Origin of the sequence: Desulfobulbus elongatus DSM 2908, from assembly GCF_000621145.1 — a bacterium.
GTDB lineage: Bacteria > Desulfobacterota > Desulfobulbia > Desulfobulbales > Desulfobulbaceae > Desulfobulbus > Desulfobulbus elongatus.
This window is the reverse complement of the sequence record NZ_JHZB01000017.1, coordinates 65,652-84,510: the sequence shown is the minus strand read 5'-3', so window position 1 is coordinate 84,510 and position 18,859 is coordinate 65,652. Positions and strand designations below refer to the sequence as shown.

Annotated in this window: 22 protein-coding genes; 6 read left to right on the top strand and 16 right to left on the bottom strand. The window is 60.6% G+C overall.

Annotated features, from left to right (window positions below; translation table 11 throughout):
• Positions 1–11 precede the first annotated feature (11 nt).
• Both coaBC and Q362_RS0110085 read right to left on the bottom strand, forming a co-directional pair.
• The gene (gene coaBC, locus Q362_RS0110090; protein WP_028318591.1) at positions 12–1,229 is read right to left on the bottom strand and encodes a bifunctional phosphopantothenoylcysteine decarboxylase/phosphopantothenate--cysteine ligase CoaBC; all 1,218 of its coding nucleotides are present in this window, start codon (positions 1,227–1,229) and stop codon (positions 12–14) included.
• A gap of 7 nt (positions 1,230–1,236) precedes the next feature.
• The gene (locus tag Q362_RS0110085; RefSeq protein ID WP_028318590.1) at positions 1,237–1,713 is read right to left on the bottom strand and encodes a hypothetical protein; all 477 of its coding nucleotides are present in this window, start codon (positions 1,711–1,713) and stop codon (positions 1,237–1,239) included.
• Between the two features lie 379 nt (positions 1,714–2,092).
• On the opposite strand from Q362_RS0110085, the gene Q362_RS0110080 reads away from it, so the two are divergent.
• The gene (locus Q362_RS0110080) at positions 2,093–2,932 is read left to right on the top strand and encodes a TatD family hydrolase (protein WP_028318589.1); all 840 of its coding nucleotides are present in this window, start codon (positions 2,093–2,095) and stop codon (positions 2,930–2,932) included.
• Positions 2,919–3,608: a YggS family pyridoxal phosphate-dependent enzyme gene (locus Q362_RS0110075; RefSeq protein WP_028318588.1), complete on the top strand. Its 690-nt coding sequence runs from the start codon at positions 2,919–2,921 to the stop codon at positions 3,606–3,608. The genes Q362_RS0110080 and Q362_RS0110075 overlap by 14 nt, the downstream gene beginning before the upstream one ends.
• Before the next feature lie 370 nt (positions 3,609–3,978).
• Here the strand turns inward: Q362_RS0110075 and Q362_RS0110070 are convergent, their stop codons facing one another.
• A complete protein-coding gene (locus Q362_RS0110070; RefSeq protein WP_245590198.1) occupies positions 3,979–4,356 on the bottom strand; it encodes a PxxKW family cysteine-rich protein in 378 nt (125 codons plus the stop codon).
• 56 nt (positions 4,357–4,412) lie between these two features.
• Between Q362_RS0110070 and Q362_RS0110065 the strand changes: the two genes are divergently transcribed.
• The 4 genes from Q362_RS0110065 to Q362_RS0110050 all read left to right on the top strand — a co-directional run bounded on the left by Q362_RS0110065 (position 4,413) and on the right by Q362_RS0110050 (position 8,383).
• Complete coding sequence (locus tag Q362_RS0110065) at positions 4,413–5,618, top strand: type II secretion system F family protein (RefSeq protein ID WP_028318586.1); 1,206 nt, start codon at positions 4,413–4,415, stop codon at positions 5,616–5,618.
• A 36-nt stretch (positions 5,619–5,654) separates the two neighbouring features.
• Positions 5,655–6,947, top strand: coding sequence for a phosphopyruvate hydratase (gene eno / locus Q362_RS0110060; RefSeq protein WP_028318585.1), 1,293 nt, complete (start codon positions 5,655–5,657; stop codon positions 6,945–6,947).
• Positions 6,948–7,038: 91 nt separating this feature from the next.
• Entirely contained in the window at positions 7,039–7,326 is a 288-nt protein-coding gene (locus tag Q362_RS0110055; RefSeq protein WP_028318584.1) for an integration host factor subunit alpha, read from the top strand.
• A gap of 124 nt (positions 7,327–7,450) precedes the next feature.
• Positions 7,451–8,383, top strand: a complete 933-nt coding sequence (locus Q362_RS0110050) for a ParB N-terminal domain-containing protein (RefSeq protein WP_028318583.1) — start codon at positions 7,451–7,453, stop codon at positions 8,381–8,383.
• Here Q362_RS0110050 and ribD read toward each other — a convergent pair.
• The 13 genes from ribD to Q362_RS24075 form a co-directional block, all read right to left on the bottom strand.
• Positions 8,374–9,489, bottom strand: a complete 1,116-nt coding sequence (ribD, locus tag Q362_RS0110045; RefSeq protein ID WP_028318582.1) for a bifunctional diaminohydroxyphosphoribosylaminopyrimidine deaminase/5-amino-6-(5-phosphoribosylamino)uracil reductase RibD — start codon at positions 9,487–9,489, stop codon at positions 8,374–8,376. The two genes, Q362_RS0110050 and ribD, sit on opposite strands and share 10 nt — an antisense overlap.
• Before the next feature lie 13 nt (positions 9,490–9,502).
• A complete protein-coding gene (nrdR, locus tag Q362_RS0110040; protein ID WP_028318581.1) occupies positions 9,503–9,967 on the bottom strand; it encodes a transcriptional regulator NrdR in 465 nt (154 codons plus the stop codon).
• 111 nt (positions 9,968–10,078) lie between these two features.
• On the bottom strand, positions 10,079–10,504 hold the full coding sequence (rpiB, locus tag Q362_RS0110035) for a ribose 5-phosphate isomerase B (RefSeq protein WP_028318580.1): 426 nt from the start codon (positions 10,502–10,504) through the stop codon (positions 10,079–10,081).
• Positions 10,505–10,523: 19 nt separating this feature from the next.
• Positions 10,524–11,762: a beta-ketoacyl-ACP synthase II gene (fabF, locus tag Q362_RS0110030; protein ID WP_028318579.1), complete on the bottom strand. Its 1,239-nt coding sequence runs from the start codon at positions 11,760–11,762 to the stop codon at positions 10,524–10,526.
• Positions 11,763–11,776: 14 nt separating this feature from the next.
• Positions 11,777–12,010, bottom strand: coding sequence for an acyl carrier protein (gene acpP, locus Q362_RS0110025; RefSeq protein ID WP_028318578.1), 234 nt, complete (start codon positions 12,008–12,010; stop codon positions 11,777–11,779).
• A gap of 77 nt (positions 12,011–12,087) precedes the next feature.
• Positions 12,088–12,837, bottom strand: a complete 750-nt coding sequence (gene fabG, locus Q362_RS0110020) for a 3-oxoacyl-ACP reductase FabG (protein WP_028318577.1) — start codon at positions 12,835–12,837, stop codon at positions 12,088–12,090.
• On the bottom strand, positions 12,834–14,024 hold the full coding sequence (locus tag Q362_RS0110015) for an electron transfer flavoprotein subunit alpha (RefSeq protein WP_028318576.1): 1,191 nt from the start codon (positions 14,022–14,024) through the stop codon (positions 12,834–12,836). The genes fabG and Q362_RS0110015 overlap by 4 nt, the downstream gene beginning before the upstream one ends.
• Before the next feature lie 39 nt (positions 14,025–14,063).
• The gene (locus Q362_RS0110010) at positions 14,064–14,843 is read right to left on the bottom strand and encodes an electron transfer flavoprotein subunit beta/FixA family protein (protein ID WP_028318575.1); all 780 of its coding nucleotides are present in this window, start codon (positions 14,841–14,843) and stop codon (positions 14,064–14,066) included.
• Positions 14,844–14,857: 14 nt separating this feature from the next.
• Entirely contained in the window at positions 14,858–16,006 is a 1,149-nt protein-coding gene (locus Q362_RS0110005; RefSeq protein ID WP_028318574.1) for an acyl-CoA dehydrogenase family protein, read from the bottom strand.
• 28 nt (positions 16,007–16,034) lie between these two features.
• On the bottom strand, positions 16,035–17,012 hold the full coding sequence (locus Q362_RS0110000) for a beta-ketoacyl-ACP synthase III (protein WP_028318573.1): 978 nt from the start codon (positions 17,010–17,012) through the stop codon (positions 16,035–16,037).
• Between the two features lie 15 nt (positions 17,013–17,027).
• Positions 17,028–18,038 carry a phosphate acyltransferase PlsX gene (plsX, locus tag Q362_RS20125; RefSeq protein WP_035216293.1) on the bottom strand — a complete coding sequence of 337 codons (1,011 nt, stop codon included), beginning with the start codon at positions 18,036–18,038 and terminating at the stop codon, positions 17,028–17,030.
• An 8-nt stretch (positions 18,039–18,046) separates the two neighbouring features.
• A complete protein-coding gene (gene rpmF, locus Q362_RS22815; RefSeq protein WP_084312541.1) occupies positions 18,047–18,235 on the bottom strand; it encodes a 50S ribosomal protein L32 in 189 nt (62 codons plus the stop codon).
• A 75-nt stretch (positions 18,236–18,310) separates the two neighbouring features.
• The gene (locus Q362_RS24075; RefSeq protein WP_028318572.1) at positions 18,311–18,829 is read right to left on the bottom strand and encodes a YceD family protein; all 519 of its coding nucleotides are present in this window, start codon (positions 18,827–18,829) and stop codon (positions 18,311–18,313) included.
• Positions 18,830–18,859 lie beyond the last annotated feature (30 nt).

Below are 18,859 nucleotides of genomic sequence, written 5' to 3'. Positions count from 1 at the left end.
CCGGTATCCGCCTATTCTCCATCGCCGGACCGTCCGTCTCGCAGCCGCACGACCGCATCCCAGATCCTGTCGGCGGTTTCCTCCTTGGAGAGCAGCGGCAGGGTCGTTGTCCCCCGACAATCGATCAAGCTCACCTGGTTGGTTTCCACGTCGAATCCGGTTCTCGCCCCCAGGATGTCGTTGACGATCATCAGGTCCACGTTTTTTCCCCGCAGCTTTCTCTGGCCCTCGCCGGCATGGTCCCGGCTTTCGGCGGCAAAGCCGACCAAAATCTGGCCGGGAGAGCGATTTGCGCCCAATTCCGCCAGGATGTCGGGGTTCCTGACCAGTTCGAGCCGCAGGTCCTGCTGCGTCTTCTTGATTTTATGGGCCGCATAGGCCGAGGGCCTGAAATCGGCCACCGCAGCGGATTTGACCACGATATCCGCTGCCCGCGCCCGCCCGGCAACCGTCTGCCGCATTTCCTCGGCCGTAGTCACCCGAATGACCTCCATCCCGGGCGGATCGGGCAGATGGACCGGGCCGGCAACCAGGACCACCTCGGCGCCCCTGCGCCGGGCCGTGCGCGCCAGGGCGAACCCCATCCTGCCGCTGGAGCGGTTGCTGAGAAAACGAGCCGGGTCCAGCGCCTCCCTCGTCGGGCCGGCGGTGATCAGGATCGTCTTCCCCCTGAGGTCGTCGGGCTGAAATAGCGAGAGCAGCGTTTCCCTGGCCGCATCCCAATCGGCCAGCCGGCCGTCGCCGATCTCACCGCAGGCGAGTTCGCCGCTGCCCGGCTGCACGATATGGTAGCCGAAGGATTCCAGGCGGCGGATGTTGTCCTGCGTGGCGGGATGGTTCAGCATGAACGAATTCATCGCCGGACAGATGACCACGGGAATGCGAGCGGCCAGGACAACCGTCGCCAGCAGATTGTCCGCCATGCCATGGGCGAGTCGGGCAAGGGTCTGGGCCGTGGCCGGCGCCACCAGGATGACGTCCGCCTCCCGCGACAGATTGATGTGCGCCATGACCCGGTCCGGCGCCGCGTCGAACATGTCGCGATGCACGGCCTGGCCGCTTAAGGCGGCAAAGGTGAGCGGCGCCACAAACCGTTCGGCCGCCTCGGTCATGGCAACCGTGACCACGGCCTCCTCCTTGACCAGCTCCCGCACCCATTCCGCCGCCTTGTAGGCGGCAATGGACCCGGTGACGCCGAGGAGGATCCGTTTCCCGTGCAAACCTATCATGCGGCCATCATTGCATGAAGGAATCGTGCGTCGCGTTGGCGCCACCGGTCTTGTCGATGGCCACGTACAGCCTGAGTTCGGTTCTGCCGAGGACGCCTTCGGCGATCACCATCATGCAGGTCTTGTTGGGCTTGACAAAGGCCAGCATGATATCTTTGGAAGCGGTCTCGCCCACCAGCCGCCATTTGTTGTCCTGCATCGAGGCAACCATGTAGTCTTTGAGCGACATGAGTTCCGCCCGCCCCTTGTAGGTGAAAATGCCGCCCCGGAACGATTCGGTCTTGATGACCATCGAATTCTTCCGATCCCACTCAAGTTCGGTCGGGAGCGTTATATCTCTGATATCATCAGCAAAATTGCTCAGTTGGGGCAGCCCGGAGGTATCGGAGCCCACCACGGTCCTATTTGCAGCACAGCCGGTGAGCGCAAGCACCAACGCCATGCCAATAAAAAGCATCCATTGCATACCATTACGTTTCTGCATCTGACATCTCCCTTCGGTTCAAGGAAACAACATCGGCCTCTTGCCGGGATTGCCCCTGGAAACAGGAACATCCAGCGGCCGCCTGTTTTTCTTCCCGCCTTTTCATCTGCCCATCATGCGCGATCCTGGCAGCCGTCCCCTCCGCCAGAGGGGGGAAATGGTCCGTATCCGGCAGACAGCGCCCCCGGCTTCAACGGGGAAAAGGCGAAAAAGAAAACCATGACAACCAGTTGTAAAAAATAAAGGTTTTAATGTCAACAAACATTCATCTATGATACATTGCCACTGTTCGCCGCCGGGACACGCGGCCCTGTTGCCCGAGCGGTCCGGCTCCGTTTTATTCAGACATCGACAAGCAGAACACCCCCTTACATTCCCCATGCAACCAGTCCCACGCACCGCACCGCTTCCCGAACTTTCAGCGCAATCGGAACTCGTCGACACTCATTGCCATCTCGACATGAGCGACTATGGGCCCGACCTGGACGGCGTGCTCCTATCGGCAGCCGAACACGGCGTCAGGCGCATCGTCACCATCGGCATCGACCTGCCCAGTTCCCAGGCGGCCGTGTCCCTTGCCGAGCGCGTTCCCTCCATTTTCGCCACCGTGGGCGTTCATCCCCACGACGCTCACCAGGCCACCCCCGAAACCCTGCGCCGGCTAGCCGACCTGGCCGCGCACCGGCATGTGGTCGGGTACGGGGAAATCGGGCTTGATTACGTCAAGAATTATGCCCCGCGCGAGGTACAGCTGCGGACCTTTTCCGACCAGCTCCATCTTGCCGGGGAACTTGGCCTGCCGGTCGTCATCCACGACCGCGAGGCCCACGAGGACGTGTGCCGCCTGATCAAGGAGGCCGGCCCCTTTCCCAGGGGAGGCGTCATGCATTGCTTCTCGGGTGACCTGCGGCTGGCCGAGGAAATGATCGATTTCGGCTTTTTGATCTCGATCCCCGGGGTGGTCACCTTTGCCAATGCCCATACCCTGCAGGAGGTTGTGCGCACCATCGATCTCCGGCACCTGCTTTTGGAAACCGATGGCCCCTATCTGGCGCCGGTGCCCTACCGCGGCAAACGCAACGAACCGAAACTGGTCCTGCTGACGGCGCAGAAAGTGGCCGATCTCAAAGCGGTTTCCCTCGACGACGTGGCCAGAGCCACCACTGCAAACGCTGTTCGGCTCTTTCAACTCACCCGCGACGACCATGATTCGAGATAATCTTGCCCGCATCCTTGCCACCATCGCCCGGTCGGCCAAGAAGGCCGGCAGACGCCCGGAGGAAGTCAAACTGGTGGCCGTCAGCAAGACGGTCGGCGTCGAGCCGATCCTGGCAGCCGTCCACAGCGGCCAGATGGTCTTCGGCGAAAATTATCTCCAGGAGGCCGCCAGTAAAATTCCGCTCCTGCCGGCCGCTCTCCAATGGCATTTCATCGGACACCTCCAGAGCAACAAGGCGAGGCAGGCCGCGGAACTCTTCGAGGTCATCGAAACGGTCGACCGGTGGAAACTGGCGGTCGCTCTGGACAGCCACGCCCGTTCCCTGCACAAAAACCTGTCGATCCTCGTTCAGGTCAACATCGGCCGGGAACCGCAGAAATCAGGCGTGCTTCCCGAAGAGGCCGAGGCGCTGCTCAGTCGGGTTGCCGGCGAAACCAGCCTCCGCGTTCTCGGCCTGATGGCGATGCCCCCCTATTTTCCCGATCCGGAAAAAAGCCGGCCCTATTTCAGGGAATTGCGGCAACTGGCCCAACGGCTCGCCACTCTCAACCTCTTCACGGACAATACCCGCGTCGATCTGTCCATGGGCATGTCCAACGATTACTCGATCGCGATCGAGGAAGGAGCGACGCTTGTCCGAGTGGGGACGGCCCTGTTCGGTTCGCGGCAACCGTAGGCAGGCAGGAGAGAATGCGGCACACGGAACGCCCGCCGGGGGGGCTTTTCCCGATTCTTGCGCGATCTGGACATGCGGAGAAGGACATCTGATCCGAGCCAGGAAACGGCGGCGAACAGAAACGATCACCCAGCCGGCACAACCGTTCGGCAACCGCTACAACGCCCCCCCCCCCGCATCTCAAGCGGCAGATACGCCATCACATTGATGTGGCCCGAGAAAAAAACTCCCCGATTTCTTTGCGCTCCGGATCGGAGGGAAATCGGGGAGAAGACGATGGCACGAATGGAAACAATGCCGCAGTGGGCGTAACGGTCAGATAGCAGAGACCGTCCAGACAACATTCCCCGCTGCGGAAAACGGGCAGCGCTTATTTCCGGCGGGAAGCCCGTTTTGCGGCCTTCAACGGATTGACGCGAATCTTGACCACCTTCACTTCCGGTTTTGCATGGGTGGCAAAATTGCAGATGCCTAACCGCCATTTCGCCGCCGGATTCGTATAGGCATCGCAAAACCGCCCTCCTTCCGCCTCGACGATCCGTTCACAACCGTTGCACTGCTCAATAACCGGCAGAAACGATCCCTCGGCGAATTTAGCCGCATTGCTCGCTTGCATAGTGCCAACTCCTGAAAAAAAATAAACTTTTTCTTGAACCAGAAAAAAATCTTCCATACAATTGATAGTACATGCACCATCATCATGGTGCTTGAGGGCGATATTTATAAAAACTATCCCGGTATCTGTCAACAGCTTATCCGAGATACTTCTTGCAAACCTTCAGGAATGTGCCCGGAGATTTCTTCATGCCGATCTATGTTTGGAAGGGAAAGAACAGTTTTGGCGAAAAACGCAAGGGTGAAATCGAAGCCGTCGACGAAGCGGGCGCACGCGCCCAACTCAGACGGATGCGGATCGACAATCCGACCATCAAGCCCAAGCCCAAGGATCTCCTCGAAAACGTCAAGCTCTTCAAGCCCAAGGTCACCGGCAAGGACATCGTCATCTTCACCCGCCAGCTCTCCACCATGATCGATGCGGGTCTGCCGCTCGTGCAGTGTCTGCAGATCCTGGGGAAACAGCAGAGCAATCCCACCTTCAAAACCGTCATCACTTCCATCCAGGGCGATGTCGAAACAGGTACGACCCTCGCCGATTCCATGCGCAAGCACCCGAAAGTGTTCGACAGCTTATATGCAAATATGATCGAAGCGGGCGAACTGGGCGGTATTCTCGACACGATCCTGTCGAGATTGGCCGCTTTCAAGGAAAAATCCATGGCCCTGCAGAAAAAAATCAAGGGAGCCATGACCTACCCTTCGATCTGCCTCGGCATCTCGATGCTCATCCTGGCGGTCATCCTGATCTTTGTAGTTCCCGTTTTCGACAAGATGTTCAAGGATTTCGGCTCGACGCTGCCGGCGCCGACCCAGTTGGTCATCAATTTGAGCAACTTCTTCAAATCAAACATCATCTTCATCATCCTCGCGATCGTTGCGCTGGTCTGGGTTGTCAAAAAAATATACAGTACTGAGAAGGGCCGTCTGAAAATGGACCATATGATCCTCTGGTCGCCGGTCATCGGCCCCTTGGTGCGCAAGGTCGCGGTCGCCAAGTTCACCAGAACCTTGAGCACCCTGCTGCAAAGCGGGGTGCCGATTCTCGATTCGTTGCAAGTGGTTGCCCGGACCTCGGGCAACAAAGTCATCGAGCGGTCAGTCATCCGGGTTGCCGAAAGCATCGCCGAAGGACGGGCCATCGCTGAACCGCTCGAAGAATCGGGTGTGTTTCCCAACATGGTTGTCCAGATGATCAATGTCGGCGAATCGGTGGGCGCCCTGGATGCCATGCTGGAAAAAATCGCGGATTTTTACGACGAGGAGGTCGATCAGGCCGTTGAAAACTTGACCGCCATGATCGAGCCCTTTATGATGGTTTTCCTCGGCGGCATGATCGGCGGGCTGGTCGTTGCTATGTACCTGCCGATATTCAAGATCGCCAGCGTGGTGTAATGACCGCGAAACGTCCACACGTTCGGAGATACTATCATGAGTGAAATCATTGGCATCCATGCCAGAGAAATTCTCGACTCTCGGGGAAACCCGACCGTCGAGGTCGAAGCCCATCTCGAAACCGGCGCCATGGGCCGGGCGGCCGTTCCTTCGGGTGCCTCCACCGGCACGCGCGAGGCCCTGGAGCTGCGCGACACCGGCGACAAACGCTATAACGGCAAGGGCGTGCTCAAAGCGGTCGAGAACGTCAACGAGCGCATTGCCCCGGCCCTGCTCGGTTTCGAATCGTCGCAGCAGGTGGTGATCGACAGCACCATGCTGACGCTTGACGGAACCGCGAACAAGGAGAATCTGGGGGCGAACGCCATTCTCGGGGTTTCCATGGCGGTTGCCAAGGCCACCGCCACCGAACTCGAGTTGCCGCTGTACAACTATCTCGGCGGTGTCAACGCCAAGGTCCTCCCTGTGCCTATGATGAATATCCTCAACGGCGGGGCTCATGCCGACAACAACGTCGACATCCAGGAATTCATGATCCTTCCCGCCGGCGCTAGTTCCTTTGCCGAGGCTCTGCGCATGGGCGCCGAAACCTTTCACGCCCTCAAAGCCGTCCTGAAGAAAAAAGGGCTACAAACCGCCGGCGGCGACGAGGGCGGCTTCGCCCCCAACCTGCGCTCCAACGAAGAAGCGATGGAAGCGATCCTCGAAGGGATCGTGCAGGCGGGCTATGTCCCAGGCAAGGATGTCTTCATCGGCATCGATGCCGCTGCCAGCGAATTTTATTCCGCCGACGACAAGGTCTATGTCCTGGGGGCGGAGGCCACTCCCAGGAAGACATCTGAGCAGTTGATCGACTTCTATGCCGATTGGGTGAACAAATACCCCCTCATCACCATTGAAGACGGCCTCGATGAGTCGGACTGGGACGGATGGCAGCAGCTGACCAAGGTGCTGGGCGATAAAATTCAATTGGTCGGCGACGATATCTTTGTCACCAACACCAGTATCCTCAAGCAGGGCATTGCCCGGAACATCGCCAACTCCATTCTGATCAAGCTCAATCAGATCGGCTCGGTGACCGAAACCATCGATGCCGTTGCCATGGCGCACCGGGCCTCGTACACGGCCGTCATTTCCCATCGCTCGGGCGAGACGGAAGACGCCACCATCGCCGATCTGGCGGTGGCCCTGAACGCCGGACAAATCAAAACCGGCGCACCGTCACGCAGTGATCGGGTGGCAAAATACAACCAGCTCCTGCGCATTGAGGAGGAACTGGGGGCGGCCGCTCAGTTCGCCGGCCGGGCCGCCTTTTCTTTTCTTGTATAAACTATGTTGACAACCTGCTGTATTACTTCCTATTATATGAACGACTGTACGACATGGTTCGTTCACTGCGAGTTCTCCTGGAGGTAAGAACATGACCCTGACAAAGGCTGATCTGGTGCAGCAGGTGTACAAGACCCATCCCAACCTGACCAAATCGCAATCCACGGATTCCGTTGAGACGTTCCTTTCCCTCTCCAAATCGTCACTGATCACCGGCGAAGATCTTCTGTTGAGCGGATTCGGCAAATTCAACATCAAGGACAAAAAATCCCGTCGGGGCCGCAATCCGCAAACCGGTAGCGAATTGACCCTGGAAGCGCGAAGGGTGGTCACCTTCAAACCGTCGGGCATATTGCGATCCCGCATCAATTCCAAATAACGCCAGCTTTTTTCCAGCTGCCTTGCCAAGGCGCCCGCGCACAGCAGGCGCCTTTTTTATTTTCTCGTTGCCGGCCGCCAGCTCTCCCCCGGGCCGGCCCCGGAATTTTTTGTTTCCAGTTGCGATGCCACCCGAACCCAACTTCCAGACGATCAAGCGTGAGCAGATTGAGTGCACCGCCCCCTTCCTTCCGTCCCTCGCCGATGGGCCGGTCGGGGTGGTGCTGCTTGAGCGCATCCGGCAATTCGGCCAGACAACCCCTTTGCTGGTCCGGGAAGAGCAGCCGCAGCGCTACCAGCTTCTGGCGGATTACCCGACATACCGGGCACTCGCCGCCCTGGGCAGCGACCAAGTCCTCTGCCGCGTTTTGCCCCGGACGGTGTCATCGCTTTCCCGCTTTTCCCTGCAAATTCACTACGAGCAGGCGGCATCTCCCCCTGCCAGCCCGATCGTGCAGGCGCATCTGCTCCGGCAGGCGTGTCAGCAACTAAGCCACGACGAACTGTTGTCCCTTCTTCCCCTGATGGGCTACAAACCGCAGCGCTACCTGCTCGATGAGTTGCTCGCCCTGCTCGACCTCTCTCCTGCCGCTGTTCGTGCCCTGCATCAGGGGATTCTCGCGCCCAAAACCGGCAAGCTGCTCAGGTTGCTCGCCCCTGAAGATCAGATCGCCCTAGTCGACCTGATCGAGGCCTATCGTCCCGGCGGATCGAAACAGTTCAAACTGGTCGAGATGGTGACCGAACTGTGCCTGCGGCACGAGAGGTCAGTGCACGAACTGCTTGGCGGATGGGAACAAACGGAACCAAGGCAGGACAATGCCCCTCAACGGTTGCAGGGGCTGCTCCAGCACCTGGCCGCATCGGTCTCGCCGCAACGGACAGACATGGAAACGCGTTTTCAACGCTTCGTTGATGCCATGCAGCTGCCGGAAGGGGTGACGCTGGCGCCGAGCCCTTCCTTTGAAGACGAGAGCGTGGAGTTGCGCCTTCGTTTCGACAATAGCGATGTTCTGCGGCAGAAATGGGAGAAGATCAGGAAACTTCTTCAATCCTGACCGGGCGCCGCGGTCAGCGCCCTGAGAAGGATATCGTCGCCGAGCCGGTGCAGGGAGATATCGCGCAGAACCGGCGCCTGCGCCCGGCTCTCCAAGCAATGGCCCTGCACCAGCGGCGTGCCGTTGTCGCCGATAATGAACGGCGCATAGACCAACACCACCTCGTCGACCAGATGCCGGCCGTAAAAGGCACCATGCACGCGGGCGCCGCCTTCGACAAGCAGTGAGGTGACGTTGCCGGCCCCCAAAAAGGAAAGCACGGCCGCGAGCTCGACCCGGCCGACACTGTCGACCGGAACGCGGCATATTCGTGCCCCTCTGTCGGCCAGGCGGGCTTCCCGCTCCCGCTCCGCGCCTTCGCCGCAAAAAATCCAGGTTTCGGCGGCGGACGCCTGGTGCAGCATCCGCGCCTCCGGCGGCAGGCGCAACGAGGAGTCGAGGACGATGCGCAGCGGATCGCGGCCTTCCCCCCGGGCAAGCCGGGTGGTCAGGCTGGGGTCATCGATGATCGCCGTTTCCACCCCGACCAGGATGGCGTCGACCTCGTTGCGGAGCCGATGCACGTATCGTCCGGCTTCAGGACCGGTGATCGCCTCTCCCTGCCGGTGCCGGAAGGTGATTTTACCGTCGAGGCTCAGCCCCGCCTTCATGATCACCCACGGCAATCCCGTGATGCTGTGTTTAATGAACGGATGATTCAGGGCCCGGCACTGCCGTTCAAGCACTCCGCTGTATACCTCGATGCCCTGGGAGACCAGATAGCTGGCCCCGCCGCCGGCCACCCGCGGATTGGGATCAGCCATGCCGATGACCACCTTGGCGATGCCGCTGCGGATAATGGCCTGGGTGCAGGGAGGGGTGCGGCCGGTATGGTTGCAGGGCTCCAGGGTCACATACAGGGTGGCTCCGGCCGCCTGGGCACCGGCATCCATGAGGGCATTGACTTCGGCATGGGGCGTTCCGGCTTTCCTATGGTAACCGCGGCCGACGACCACGCCGTTGTTGACAATCACCGCGCCGACCGCCGGGTTCGGCGAGGTCCGCCCCAGGCCCTTGCGGGCCTCGTCCAGGGCCAATTCCATGTATGTGTGCTGTTCGTCCTGCATGGGATGCGCGATTTCAGTGCTTGCCCTTCTCGCCGAGGAAGATCTTCAATTCATCCATGAATTCATTGACATCCTTGAACTGGCGGTAAACCGAGGCAAAGCGGACATAGGCCACCTCGTCCAGGGCCGGCAGGGCCTCCATCACCCACTCCCCGATCTGGCTGGTGGGAATCTCCTTGCCGCCGTAGTCCTGGAGCTTCTGCTCGATGGCGTCGACAAAGGCATCGATGTCGGTCATGCTCACCGCCAGCTTCTCGCACGCCTTCTCCAGACCGGCGACGATCTTGCCGCGGTCCCAGGGTTCCCGCCGGCCGTCCTTCTTGATGAGCATGGGCAGGGTCAGTTCGATGCGCTCGTAAGTGGTGAACCGCCGCTGGCAGGCGTCGCACTCCCGGCGGCGCCGGGTAATAGTCTTGTCTCTGTTGATCCGGGAATCGATGACCCGGCTGTCCAGATGGCCGCAGTATGGACACTTCATGACACTCCCCACAATGGGTTCAACGGGAGAACAAAGGCGCTCAAACAAAAAAACCGGCAGCTTTCGCGAAAAAGCATGCCGGTTGGGACGTCTCTCGGAACCAATGACCGCCTACCCCATCATCTCGATCCTGCGAAGATGGCGGCCGCCGGCAAATTCCGTTGCCAGCCAGACCCTGACGATATCCTGGGCAAGAGCACTTCCCAGAATCCTGGCACCGAGGCAAAGCACATTGGCATCGTTATGTTCCCGGCTCATGCGGGCGGTAAAGGCCTCGTGACACAGGGCAGCCCGGATGTGGCGGTATCGGTTCGCGGCGATCGACATGCCGATGCCCGTGCCGCAGATCAGAATGCCGCGCTCGCACCGCCCGTCGCCGATGGCCGTGCAGACTCGGTCGGCGAATTCGGGATAATCGACCGATTCCTCTGAAAAACAGCCCAGATCGACAATCGTGTGCCCCGCCTGTTCGATGAGCGGGACGATCGCCTTTTTCAACTCGAAGCCGCCATGGTCACAACCGATCGCAATGTGCATGCCCGCTCCTCCTGCCTAATCAGGCAAAACGCCGGAAAACCACCACGCCGTTGGTGCCGCCGAAGCCGAACGAATTGGACATGGCGGTGGTTATCTTCTGCTCCCGGGCGACCAGGGGGACATAGTTCAGATCGCAATCGGGATCGGGCGTATGCAGGTTGGCGGTCGGCGGCAACAGGCCGTGATACAGGCTCAAGACAGTAAAGGCCGCCTCAATGCCGCCGGCGGCGCCCAGCATGTGGCCGGTCATCGATTTGGTGGAACTGATTGCCAATTTGTACGCATGATCGCCGAACACGTTCTTGATCGCCAGAGTCTCGCATTTGTCATTGAGCGGCGTGGACGTACCGTGCGCGTTGATGTAATCGATCTCTTCGGGATTGAGGCCGGCATCCCGCAGCGCCGCCGCCATGCAGCGGGCAGCGCCTTCGCCGTCCTCGGGCGGCGCCGCGATATGGTAGGCATCGCTACTCTGGCCGTAACCGATGATCTCGGCGTAGATGGTGGCGCCGCGCCGCTTGGCCGCCTCCAACTCTTCCAGCACCATCATGCCTGCTCCCTCGGAGATGACAAAGCCGTCCCGATCGCGGTCAAAGGGCCGGGAGGCGGCGGTCGGATCGTCGTTGCGGGTTGAAAGCGCCTTCATGGCGCTGAACCCGCCCACGGCCAGCGGGCAGATGACCGACTCGGCCCCGCCGGTGACCGCCGCGTCGCAATCGCCGTAGGCAATGTGACGGAAGGCCTCGCCCACCGCGTGCGTGCCGGCCGCGCAGGCCGTGGTCATGCACAGGTTGGGGCCCTTGCATCCCAGCCGCATAGAAATGTGTCCCGAGGGCATGTTGGGAATGACCCTCGGGATGAAAAACGGCGTGATTTTGCGGGGCCCTTTGTTGAGCAGCACACCATGGTATTCTTCAATGGTGGGCAGGCCGCCCATGCCGCAACCGGTGATAACCCCAACCCGGTTGATGTTGTCGTCGGTGATCGACAGGCCGCTGCTCTTCCAGGCAAGGTCCGCGGCGGCGACCGCGTATTGCACGAAAAGATCGAGATTTTTGACTTGTTTCTTCTCGAACCATGCCTCGGGATCGAACCCCTTCACCTCGGCGGCTATCTGCGAGGCCTGATCGGAGGCGTCAAAGCGGCTAATCGGTCCGATTCCGCTCTGCCCCCTGATCAGCGCCTGCCACGTCTGCTCGGTTCCGATGCCGAGCGGCGTGACCAAGCCGATTCCTGTTACAACGACCCGTCGTTTCACGCTCTTGCCTCGTTTCAGCCCTGGATTTTGTTGACGAAATCGATGGCGTTCTGCACGGTGACGATCTTCTCCGCCTCTTCGTCGGGAATCTCGACATCGAATTCCTCTTCCATGGCCATGATCAGTTCGACCAGGTCCAGCGAATCGGCGCCGAGATCGTCGACAAACGAGGCACCCGGCACGACCTTGTCGCGATCAACACTGAGTTGCTCGACGATGATATCAATCATTTTATCTTCAACAGCCATTGTTCTTCTCCTCATGTAGTCTTGTTGTTTTTTGGACAAAACAATGCCCGAATATGTAGATACTCGGGCATCCTTTGTCAATGGCCCATGTACATGCCGCCATTGACATGCAGGGTCTGACCGGTAACGTAGTTGCCGTCAGACGACGCCAGAAAGGCCACCGCAGCGGCCACATCCTCCGGCGTGCCCAGGGTCCCCAAGGGGATCTGCGCCTTGAGCGCCTCCTGGACGTCTTCGCTGAGGCCATCGGTCATGTCGGTGACGATATATCCGGGAGCGACGCAGTTGACGGTAATGTTCCGTCCGGCCAGCTCCCGCGCCAGCGACTTGGTCAGGCCGGTCAGACCTGCTTTGGCCGCGGCGTAGTTGACCTGGCCGCTGTTCCCGACAAAACCGACCACCGACGAGATGCTGATGATCCGGCCCCACCGTTTCTTCATCATGGTGCGCATCACGGCCTTGCTGCAGAGGAACGCGCCCTTCAAATTGGTATCGAGGACGCTGTCCCATTCCTCGTCTTTCATGCGCGCCACCAGGCCGTCGCGGGTGATGCCCGCGTTGTTGACGAGAATGTCGATCTGGCCGTGGGTAGCGATGATTTCCTTGATGCCCTCTTGGACAGCTTCGGCGTCGGCCACGTTGAACCGGACGGTGAACCCCTTGCCGCCGGCGGCTTCGATCTGGCGCAGGGTTTCCTCGGCTGCGGCCGGATTGGCCACATAATTCACGCCGACCGTGGCGCCCATGGCGGCCAGCCGCACGCAGATGGCCCGGCCGATCCCCCGGCTGCCGCCGGTGACCATGGCAATTTTCCCGTCCATCGTCATTTCTTGATCTCCTGCAAACGTTGAATCAAACGGGGCACCACCTCGTACAGGTCGCCGACCACGCCATAGGTGGCGATATCGAAAATGGGCGCATCCTTGTCGCGGTTGATGGCCACCACGATCTCGGCCGACTGCATGCCCACCGCATGCTGCACCGCCCCGGAGATGCCGCAGGCGATGTACAACTTGGGGCTGACCGTCTTGCCGGTCTGGCCGACCTGGTGGGGATAGGGAATCCAGCCGGAATCGACGGCCGCCCTGGAGGCGGCCACCGCGCCGCCCAATTCAGCAGCGAGCTCCCGGATCAACTCGAACCCTTTGGCCGAATCCAGGCCGCGCCCGCCGGCGACCAGGGTCTCGAACTCCTGGATATTGACCTGATCCTCGGTGTTGACCACGGTTTCGAGCACCTCGGTCCGGGACCGGAGCAGTTCCGGAGGCATCTGGATATGGATGACCTCGCCCGTCCGGGAAGGATCGGGCTCGGCGGGCGCCATGACCTTGGGCCGGACCGTGGCCATCTGCGGCCGGGTCTGCGGACATTCGATGGTGGCCATGATGTTGCCGCCGAAGGCCGGCCGGGTCTGCAACAGCATGCCGTCCTCCGCACGGATTTCCAGGCGAGTGCAGTCGGCGGTCAGACCGGCGCCGATGGCGGTGGCCACGTACGGGATGACCGAACGGCCGATGGCGGTGGCACCGGCCAGCACCACCTCCGGCTTGCGTTCCCGGATAACCTGCTCCAGCACCCCGGCATACAGGTCTTCGCGAAACTGCTCCAGCAGCGGATCTTCGGCCAGGAGCACGGTATCGGCGCCGGCGGCGATCAGGTTCTGGGCCAGGTCGGTCACCGAGCCGCCGGGCAGGACGGCGCTGAGCCCGACGCCGCGCTGGTCGGCCAGCTTGCGGCCGATGCCCAACAGCTCGTAACTGACCGGCGCGATCGCACCGTGGCGGTATTCGGCAAAGACCATGATGCCCGCATATTCACCCAGATCGGTCTGTGCTCGTTTTTCCGCGGTTTCAATCCGCAGGGCCTGCTCGGGACAATTCTCCACGCAGGCGCCGCACAAGGTGCACGAGTCGTTGACCACGGCGCATTCCGCCTGGACGCTGATGGCTCCGAAGGCGCAACTGCTCTCGCACACGCCGCAGGCGGTACATTTGTCGCTGTCGATTATCAGCATGGACACACTCCGGTAAAGAGAGGAAAAACGCTTTGCCGCCTAGAGATGCGCCTTGAGACAGGCCACCAGCTGATCGACCTGCTCGTCGACACTGCCGGAGAAGATCTTGCGGTCGCCCCGAGGTTCCGGCGAGAAGACCCGCACCACCTGGGTCGGCGATCCGGCTAGGCCGATGCACTGCGGGTCGGCACCGATATCGGCGGCGGAGAACTGCTGGATTTCCGCCTTCTTCGCCTTCATCTTGCCCTTGAGGGAAGCGACCCGCGGCTCGTTGATGTCCTTGACCACGGTCAGCAGGGCCGGCAGCGGCAGCCGGAGAACATCATAGCCGTCGTCCATCATCCGCTCCACCTCGATGGTTTCGGCGGTCACCTGACGGGTTTTCTGGACGCAGGCGGCGTACGGCAGGCGCAGCCGGCAGGCCAGACCGGGGCCGACCTGAGCGGTGTCGCCATCGATGGCCTGTTTGCCGCACAAAATCAGGTCAAAGCCGCCCAGGGTCTCCACGGCCCGGGCCAGAGTGTAGGAGGTGGCCCAGGTATCGGCGCCGGCAAAGGCGCGGTCTGAAATCAGCACCCCTTCATCGGCGCCGCAGGCGATGGCCTCGCGAAGCACCGCCTCGGCCTGAGGCGGCCCCATGGTGACCACCGTCACCGTGCCGCCCTGCTTTTCCTTGATCGCCACCGCCTCTTCCAGGGCATGACGATCATAGGGATTCATGATCGACTCCACCCCTTCGCGCGCCAGGGTGTTGGTCTTGGGGTCGAGCCGGACATCCTTGGCGTCCGGGACCTGCTTGACGCAGACAAATATTTTCATGATCGGCCCAGCTTTCAGGAGTATTCTTTGTTCAATTCCTGACCGACGACGTTGCGCTGAATCTGGTTCGTGCCCTCGTAGATCTGAAGGATCTTGGCGTCGCGCATCATTTTTTCCACCGGGTACTCTTTCATGTAGCCGTAGCCGCCCAGCACCTGGACCGCATCGGTGGTCACCTTCATGGCCATGTCGGTGGCGAAGACCTTGCACATGGAGGAGGCCTTGGACATATCCTTGGGATGTTTGTCGATGTGTTTGGCGGCGGCATAGACCAAGGCGCGGCCGGCTTCGAGTTGGATGGCCATGTCGGCCAGCATGTGCTGCACGGCCTGAAAGGAGATGATCGGCCTGCCGAACTGGACCCGCTGCTTGGCGTAGGTGACCGCCTCGTCCAGGGCGGCCTGGGCCAGACCGATGCCCAGGGAGGCGATGCCGGGCCGGGACATGTCGAGGGTTTTCATCACCGTGATGAAACCGGTTCCCCGCCGCCCCACCAGCCTGTCCTTAGGGATGCGGCAATCCTTCATGACCAGTTCCCGGGTGGCGGATGAGCGGATGCCCATCTTGTCTTCCTTCTTGCCATAGGAAAAACCGGGATCGCCGTCCTCGACCACGAAAATGGAGGCGCCGCGCGGGCCCTTGCTGGGATCGGTCAGGGCGACGATGCTGTAGATCTGCGACTCGCCGCCGTTGGTGATCCATTGCTTGGTGCCGTTCAGCACCCAGAAATCGCCGTCCTCCACGGCGGTGGTCCGGATGCCCGACGCGTCGCTGCCGGCGTTGGCCTCGGTCAAGCCGAAGGCGGCCCAGCGGCTGCCACTGGCGATATCCGGCAGGTATTTCTCTTTCTGCTCGTCGCTGCCGGCGATCATCACCGGAAAGATGCCCAGGGCGCTGGCGGCGAAACTGGTGGCCACGCCGACACAGCCGCGGGCCAACTCTTCCATGGCCAGCACGATCTCGAAACAGCCGCCGCCCAAGCCGCCGTATTCCTCGGGCACGAAAATACTGAACAGATCGGCCTTGGCGATATCCTCGAGGATCTCCCGGGGAAACTGATTTTTTTCGTCAAGTTCGGCCCGCACCGGAATGATCTTCTCATTGGTGATCTCCCGGGCGGTGTCGATGATCATCTGTTGTTGCTCAGTGAAAAAATAATCCACAAGTATGCTCCTTCGTCTCTTCCGTCTCTTACCAACGCATGAGCAGCGAACCCCAGGTGAGGCCACCGCCAAAGGTACACAACAGCACAATATCCCCGCGGGCCATCCGTCCCTGCCTGTGCGCCTCGTCCAGGGCAATGGGAATGCTGGCGGCAGAGGTGTTGCCGTACTGGCTGAGATTGACGAACACCCGCTCCTCGGGGATCCCCAGCCGTTCGCGCAAATTTTTGAGGATACGGATATTGGCCTGATGGGGAATCATCAGGTCGACGTCGTCGATGGTGAGATCGTGCTGCCGCAACAGGCTGGTCACTGCGTCTTCCATCAGTCGCACCGCATGCTTGAAGATGTCGCTGCCGTTCATGCGGATAAACGGCCCCTGCCATTCGTCCCGCCGCAGGTCCGGATTGTAGCTCTCCGGACTGTCCATGTAGAGCAGGTTCCACAGCTTGCCGTCGGCGCGCAGATTGCTGCCGAACACCCCTCTGCCGTCGTTGCTGCCGGCAACGATCACCGCGCCCGCTCCATCGCCGAACAGCACGCAGGTGTTCCGGTCCTCCCAGTTCACCCGGGCGGAAAGCGTTTCCGCGCCGATCAGCAGGATCTTCATGTCCGGGCGGTTCCGGATATAGTTGCTCGCCAGGTCGAGGCCATAGGTGAACCCCGCGCAGGCGGCACTGATATCGTAGGCAAAGGCGTTGACCGCGCCCAGTTCGGCCTGCACGAAACAGGCGGTGGACGGCATGATCATGTGCGGCGAAATGGTCGCGACCACGATCAGATCCAGCTCTTCCGGTTCGATGCCGGTCACCGCCAGGGCGCGACGCGCCGCCTTGGTCGCCAGCTGATAGTTCTGTTCATCGCGACCGGCGACTCTCCGGTTGCGGATGCCGGTGCGCGAGGTGATCCATTCATCGGAGGTTTCGACTATCCGTTCCAGGTCGGCATTGGAGAGTGTTTTCTCCGGCAGACAGGATCCGGTGCCGAGAATAACTGCTTTTATCATGAAAACAACCTGTTGTCAGGCGGCGTATTCGCCGAGGGTCTGTACGATGGCCTCGTTGACACGGTTGCGCACCATGCTGGCGGCAACCTCGATGGCGTTGCGAATGGCGGTGGCATTGGAGGCGCCGTGGCAGATAATGCCTGTGCCGTCGATGCCCAGAAGCGGGGCACCGCCGTATTCGGCGTAATCCACCTGTTTCTTGAATCCGGCAAAGGCTTCGCGGATCAGCAGATACCCGATTTTGGCGCGCCAGGTCTTCATGATCTCGCGCTTCAGCATCTGCATGGCCGCCTCGGCCAGCCCTTCACTGATCTTCAGGGAGATATTGCCGACGAAGCCGTCGCAGACAATGACATCGACGTCGCCCTTGTACACATCCCGGCCTTCGACATTGCCGATGAAATTGAGCGGACTCCGCTTCAGCAGGTCATAGGTTTCCTTGACCAGGGCATTGCCTTTGCCGGTTTCCTCGCCAATGCTCAGCAAGCCGACGCGGGGGCGATCGTAATTGAGCAGCAAACGGGAACAGGAGGAGGCCATGACGGCAAACTGATAGAGATGCTGGGGCCGGCAATCGACATTGGCCCCGATATCCATCAGCATCACCGGTCTCTTCACCGTTGGGAAAAAACTGGCGATGCCCGGCCGGGAGATCCCGGGCAGGCGACCGAGTTTTCTGATCGCCGCGGCCATGGTGGCGCCGGAATTGCCGGCCGAAACCACGGCGGCGGCTTCCCCGCTTTTCACGAGATCGAAACCGACCATGATGGTCGCTTCCTTCTTTTTGCGGACCGCCTCGACCGGAGAGTCGTCCATGGTGATGACTTCCGGGGCGTGGTGAATGGTTACCCGCTCCAGAAGGCCACCCTGGCCTGACGAATGGTCAGCAACTTGTTGTTCCAACAGAGTACGGGGTCCCAGCAAGATGACGTGGAGATCGCTTCTCTCCCGAACCGCGGCAAGGGCGCCTTGGATCGCCATCTCCGGCCCCCGGTCGCCACCCATGGCGTCAAGGGCTATCCTCACAACGGCGCCTAATTCAGATCTTCCTCAAGACTGAGGACGCTCCGCCCTTTGTACATACCGCAGCCACCGCACAGTTGATGGCGCATCTTGGGTTCCCCGCATTCGGGGCATCGTCCGACGCTCGGCTTGGTCAGGGCATCGTGTGCCCGGCGAAGTCTGGTTCGTGAATGGGAATGTCTGCGTTTCGGTAGAGCCATTGTATTCCTCCATTGATCCGGGGACGCCCACAACCGGTTTTCCCTTGATGAAAACGGGCATCCGTCGGAGATCTTTTACTCTTTTTTTAATTGCGCAAGAACCGCAAAGGGCGAATTCTCGTGCTCGTCGGCACATCCGCATGGACCATGGTTGCGGTTTGCGCCGCAACGGGAACAGATACCCCTGCACTGGTCCGAACAGAGGCTTTTCATGGGAAGCGCAAGATACAACTGCTGCCGGATGACATCATCGAGATCGATGACCGGTGCATCCAATACGATTGTATCCAGATCGGGTATTCTGTAGTCCAGATCCTTCACTTGCCAAGAAGCGCCGGTTTCCACCTCGAACAGCATCTGCAGGGCCGTATCCACCTCGCGTCGATACGACGCCAGACAGCGGTCACACTCCAGGAGCAGAGTAGCTTTCAGCCAGCCTTGCAGCTCGACCTTGGCGTCGCCCTTACGGGTAAGGGAACAACGGACGTCCAGCGAGCCACACAGGACCAAGCCGGCCGAGCCTTCGATTCCATCGATCTTCCGGATGTCATACTGACTGCCGTGGGGAGATATTTCATTGAATCGAACCAGCATCGCCACCAAGCCTCGCCAACCAAACCCAGC

Bases quoted from the DNA above. Each gene is read 5' to 3' on its own strand.
- rpiB (WP_028318580.1), bottom strand. From the start codon at position 10,504: ATGCACATTGCGATCGGTTGTGACCATGGCGGCTTCGAGTTGAAAAAG.
- Q362_RS0110015 (WP_028318576.1), bottom strand. From the start codon at position 14,024: ATGCTGATAATCGACAGCGACAAATGTACCGCCTGCGGCGTGTGCGAG.
- ribD (WP_028318582.1), bottom strand. From the start codon at position 9,489: ATGCAGGACGAACAGCACACATACATGGAATTGGCCCTGGACGAGGCC.
- fabG (WP_028318577.1), bottom strand. From the start codon at position 12,837: ATGACGATGGACGGGAAAATTGCCATGGTCACCGGCGGCAGCCGGGGG.
- Q362_RS0110010 (WP_028318575.1), bottom strand. From the start codon at position 14,843: ATGAAAATATTTGTCTGCGTCAAGCAGGTCCCGGACGCCAAGGATGTC.
- Q362_RS0110055 (WP_028318584.1), top strand. From the start codon at position 7,039: ATGACCCTGACAAAGGCTGATCTGGTGCAGCAGGTGTACAAGACCCAT.
- acpP (WP_028318578.1), bottom strand. From the start codon at position 12,010: ATGGCTGTTGAAGATAAAATGATTGATATCATCGTCGAGCAACTCAGT.
- Q362_RS0110085 (WP_028318590.1), bottom strand. From the start codon at position 1,713: ATGCAGAAACGTAATGGTATGCAATGGATGCTTTTTATTGGCATGGCG.
- Q362_RS0110080 (WP_028318589.1), top strand. From the start codon at position 2,093: ATGCAACCAGTCCCACGCACCGCACCGCTTCCCGAACTTTCAGCGCAA.
- nrdR (WP_028318581.1), bottom strand. From the start codon at position 9,967: ATGAAGTGTCCATACTGCGGCCATCTGGACAGCCGGGTCATCGATTCC.
- Q362_RS0110000 (WP_028318573.1), bottom strand. From the start codon at position 17,012: ATGATAAAAGCAGTTATTCTCGGCACCGGATCCTGTCTGCCGGAGAAA.
- rpmF (WP_084312541.1), bottom strand. From the start codon at position 18,235: ATGGCTCTACCGAAACGCAGACATTCCCATTCACGAACCAGACTTCGC.
- coaBC (WP_028318591.1), bottom strand. From the start codon at position 1,229: ATGATAGGTTTGCACGGGAAACGGATCCTCCTCGGCGTCACCGGGTCC.
- Q362_RS0110050 (WP_028318583.1), top strand. From the start codon at position 7,451: ATGCCACCCGAACCCAACTTCCAGACGATCAAGCGTGAGCAGATTGAG.
- Q362_RS0110065 (WP_028318586.1), top strand. From the start codon at position 4,413: ATGCCGATCTATGTTTGGAAGGGAAAGAACAGTTTTGGCGAAAAACGC.
- Q362_RS0110075 (WP_028318588.1), top strand. From the start codon at position 2,919: ATGATTCGAGATAATCTTGCCCGCATCCTTGCCACCATCGCCCGGTCG.
- Q362_RS24075 (WP_028318572.1), bottom strand. From the start codon at position 18,829: ATGCTGGTTCGATTCAATGAAATATCTCCCCACGGCAGTCAGTATGAC.
- eno (WP_028318585.1), top strand. From the start codon at position 5,655: ATGAGTGAAATCATTGGCATCCATGCCAGAGAAATTCTCGACTCTCGG.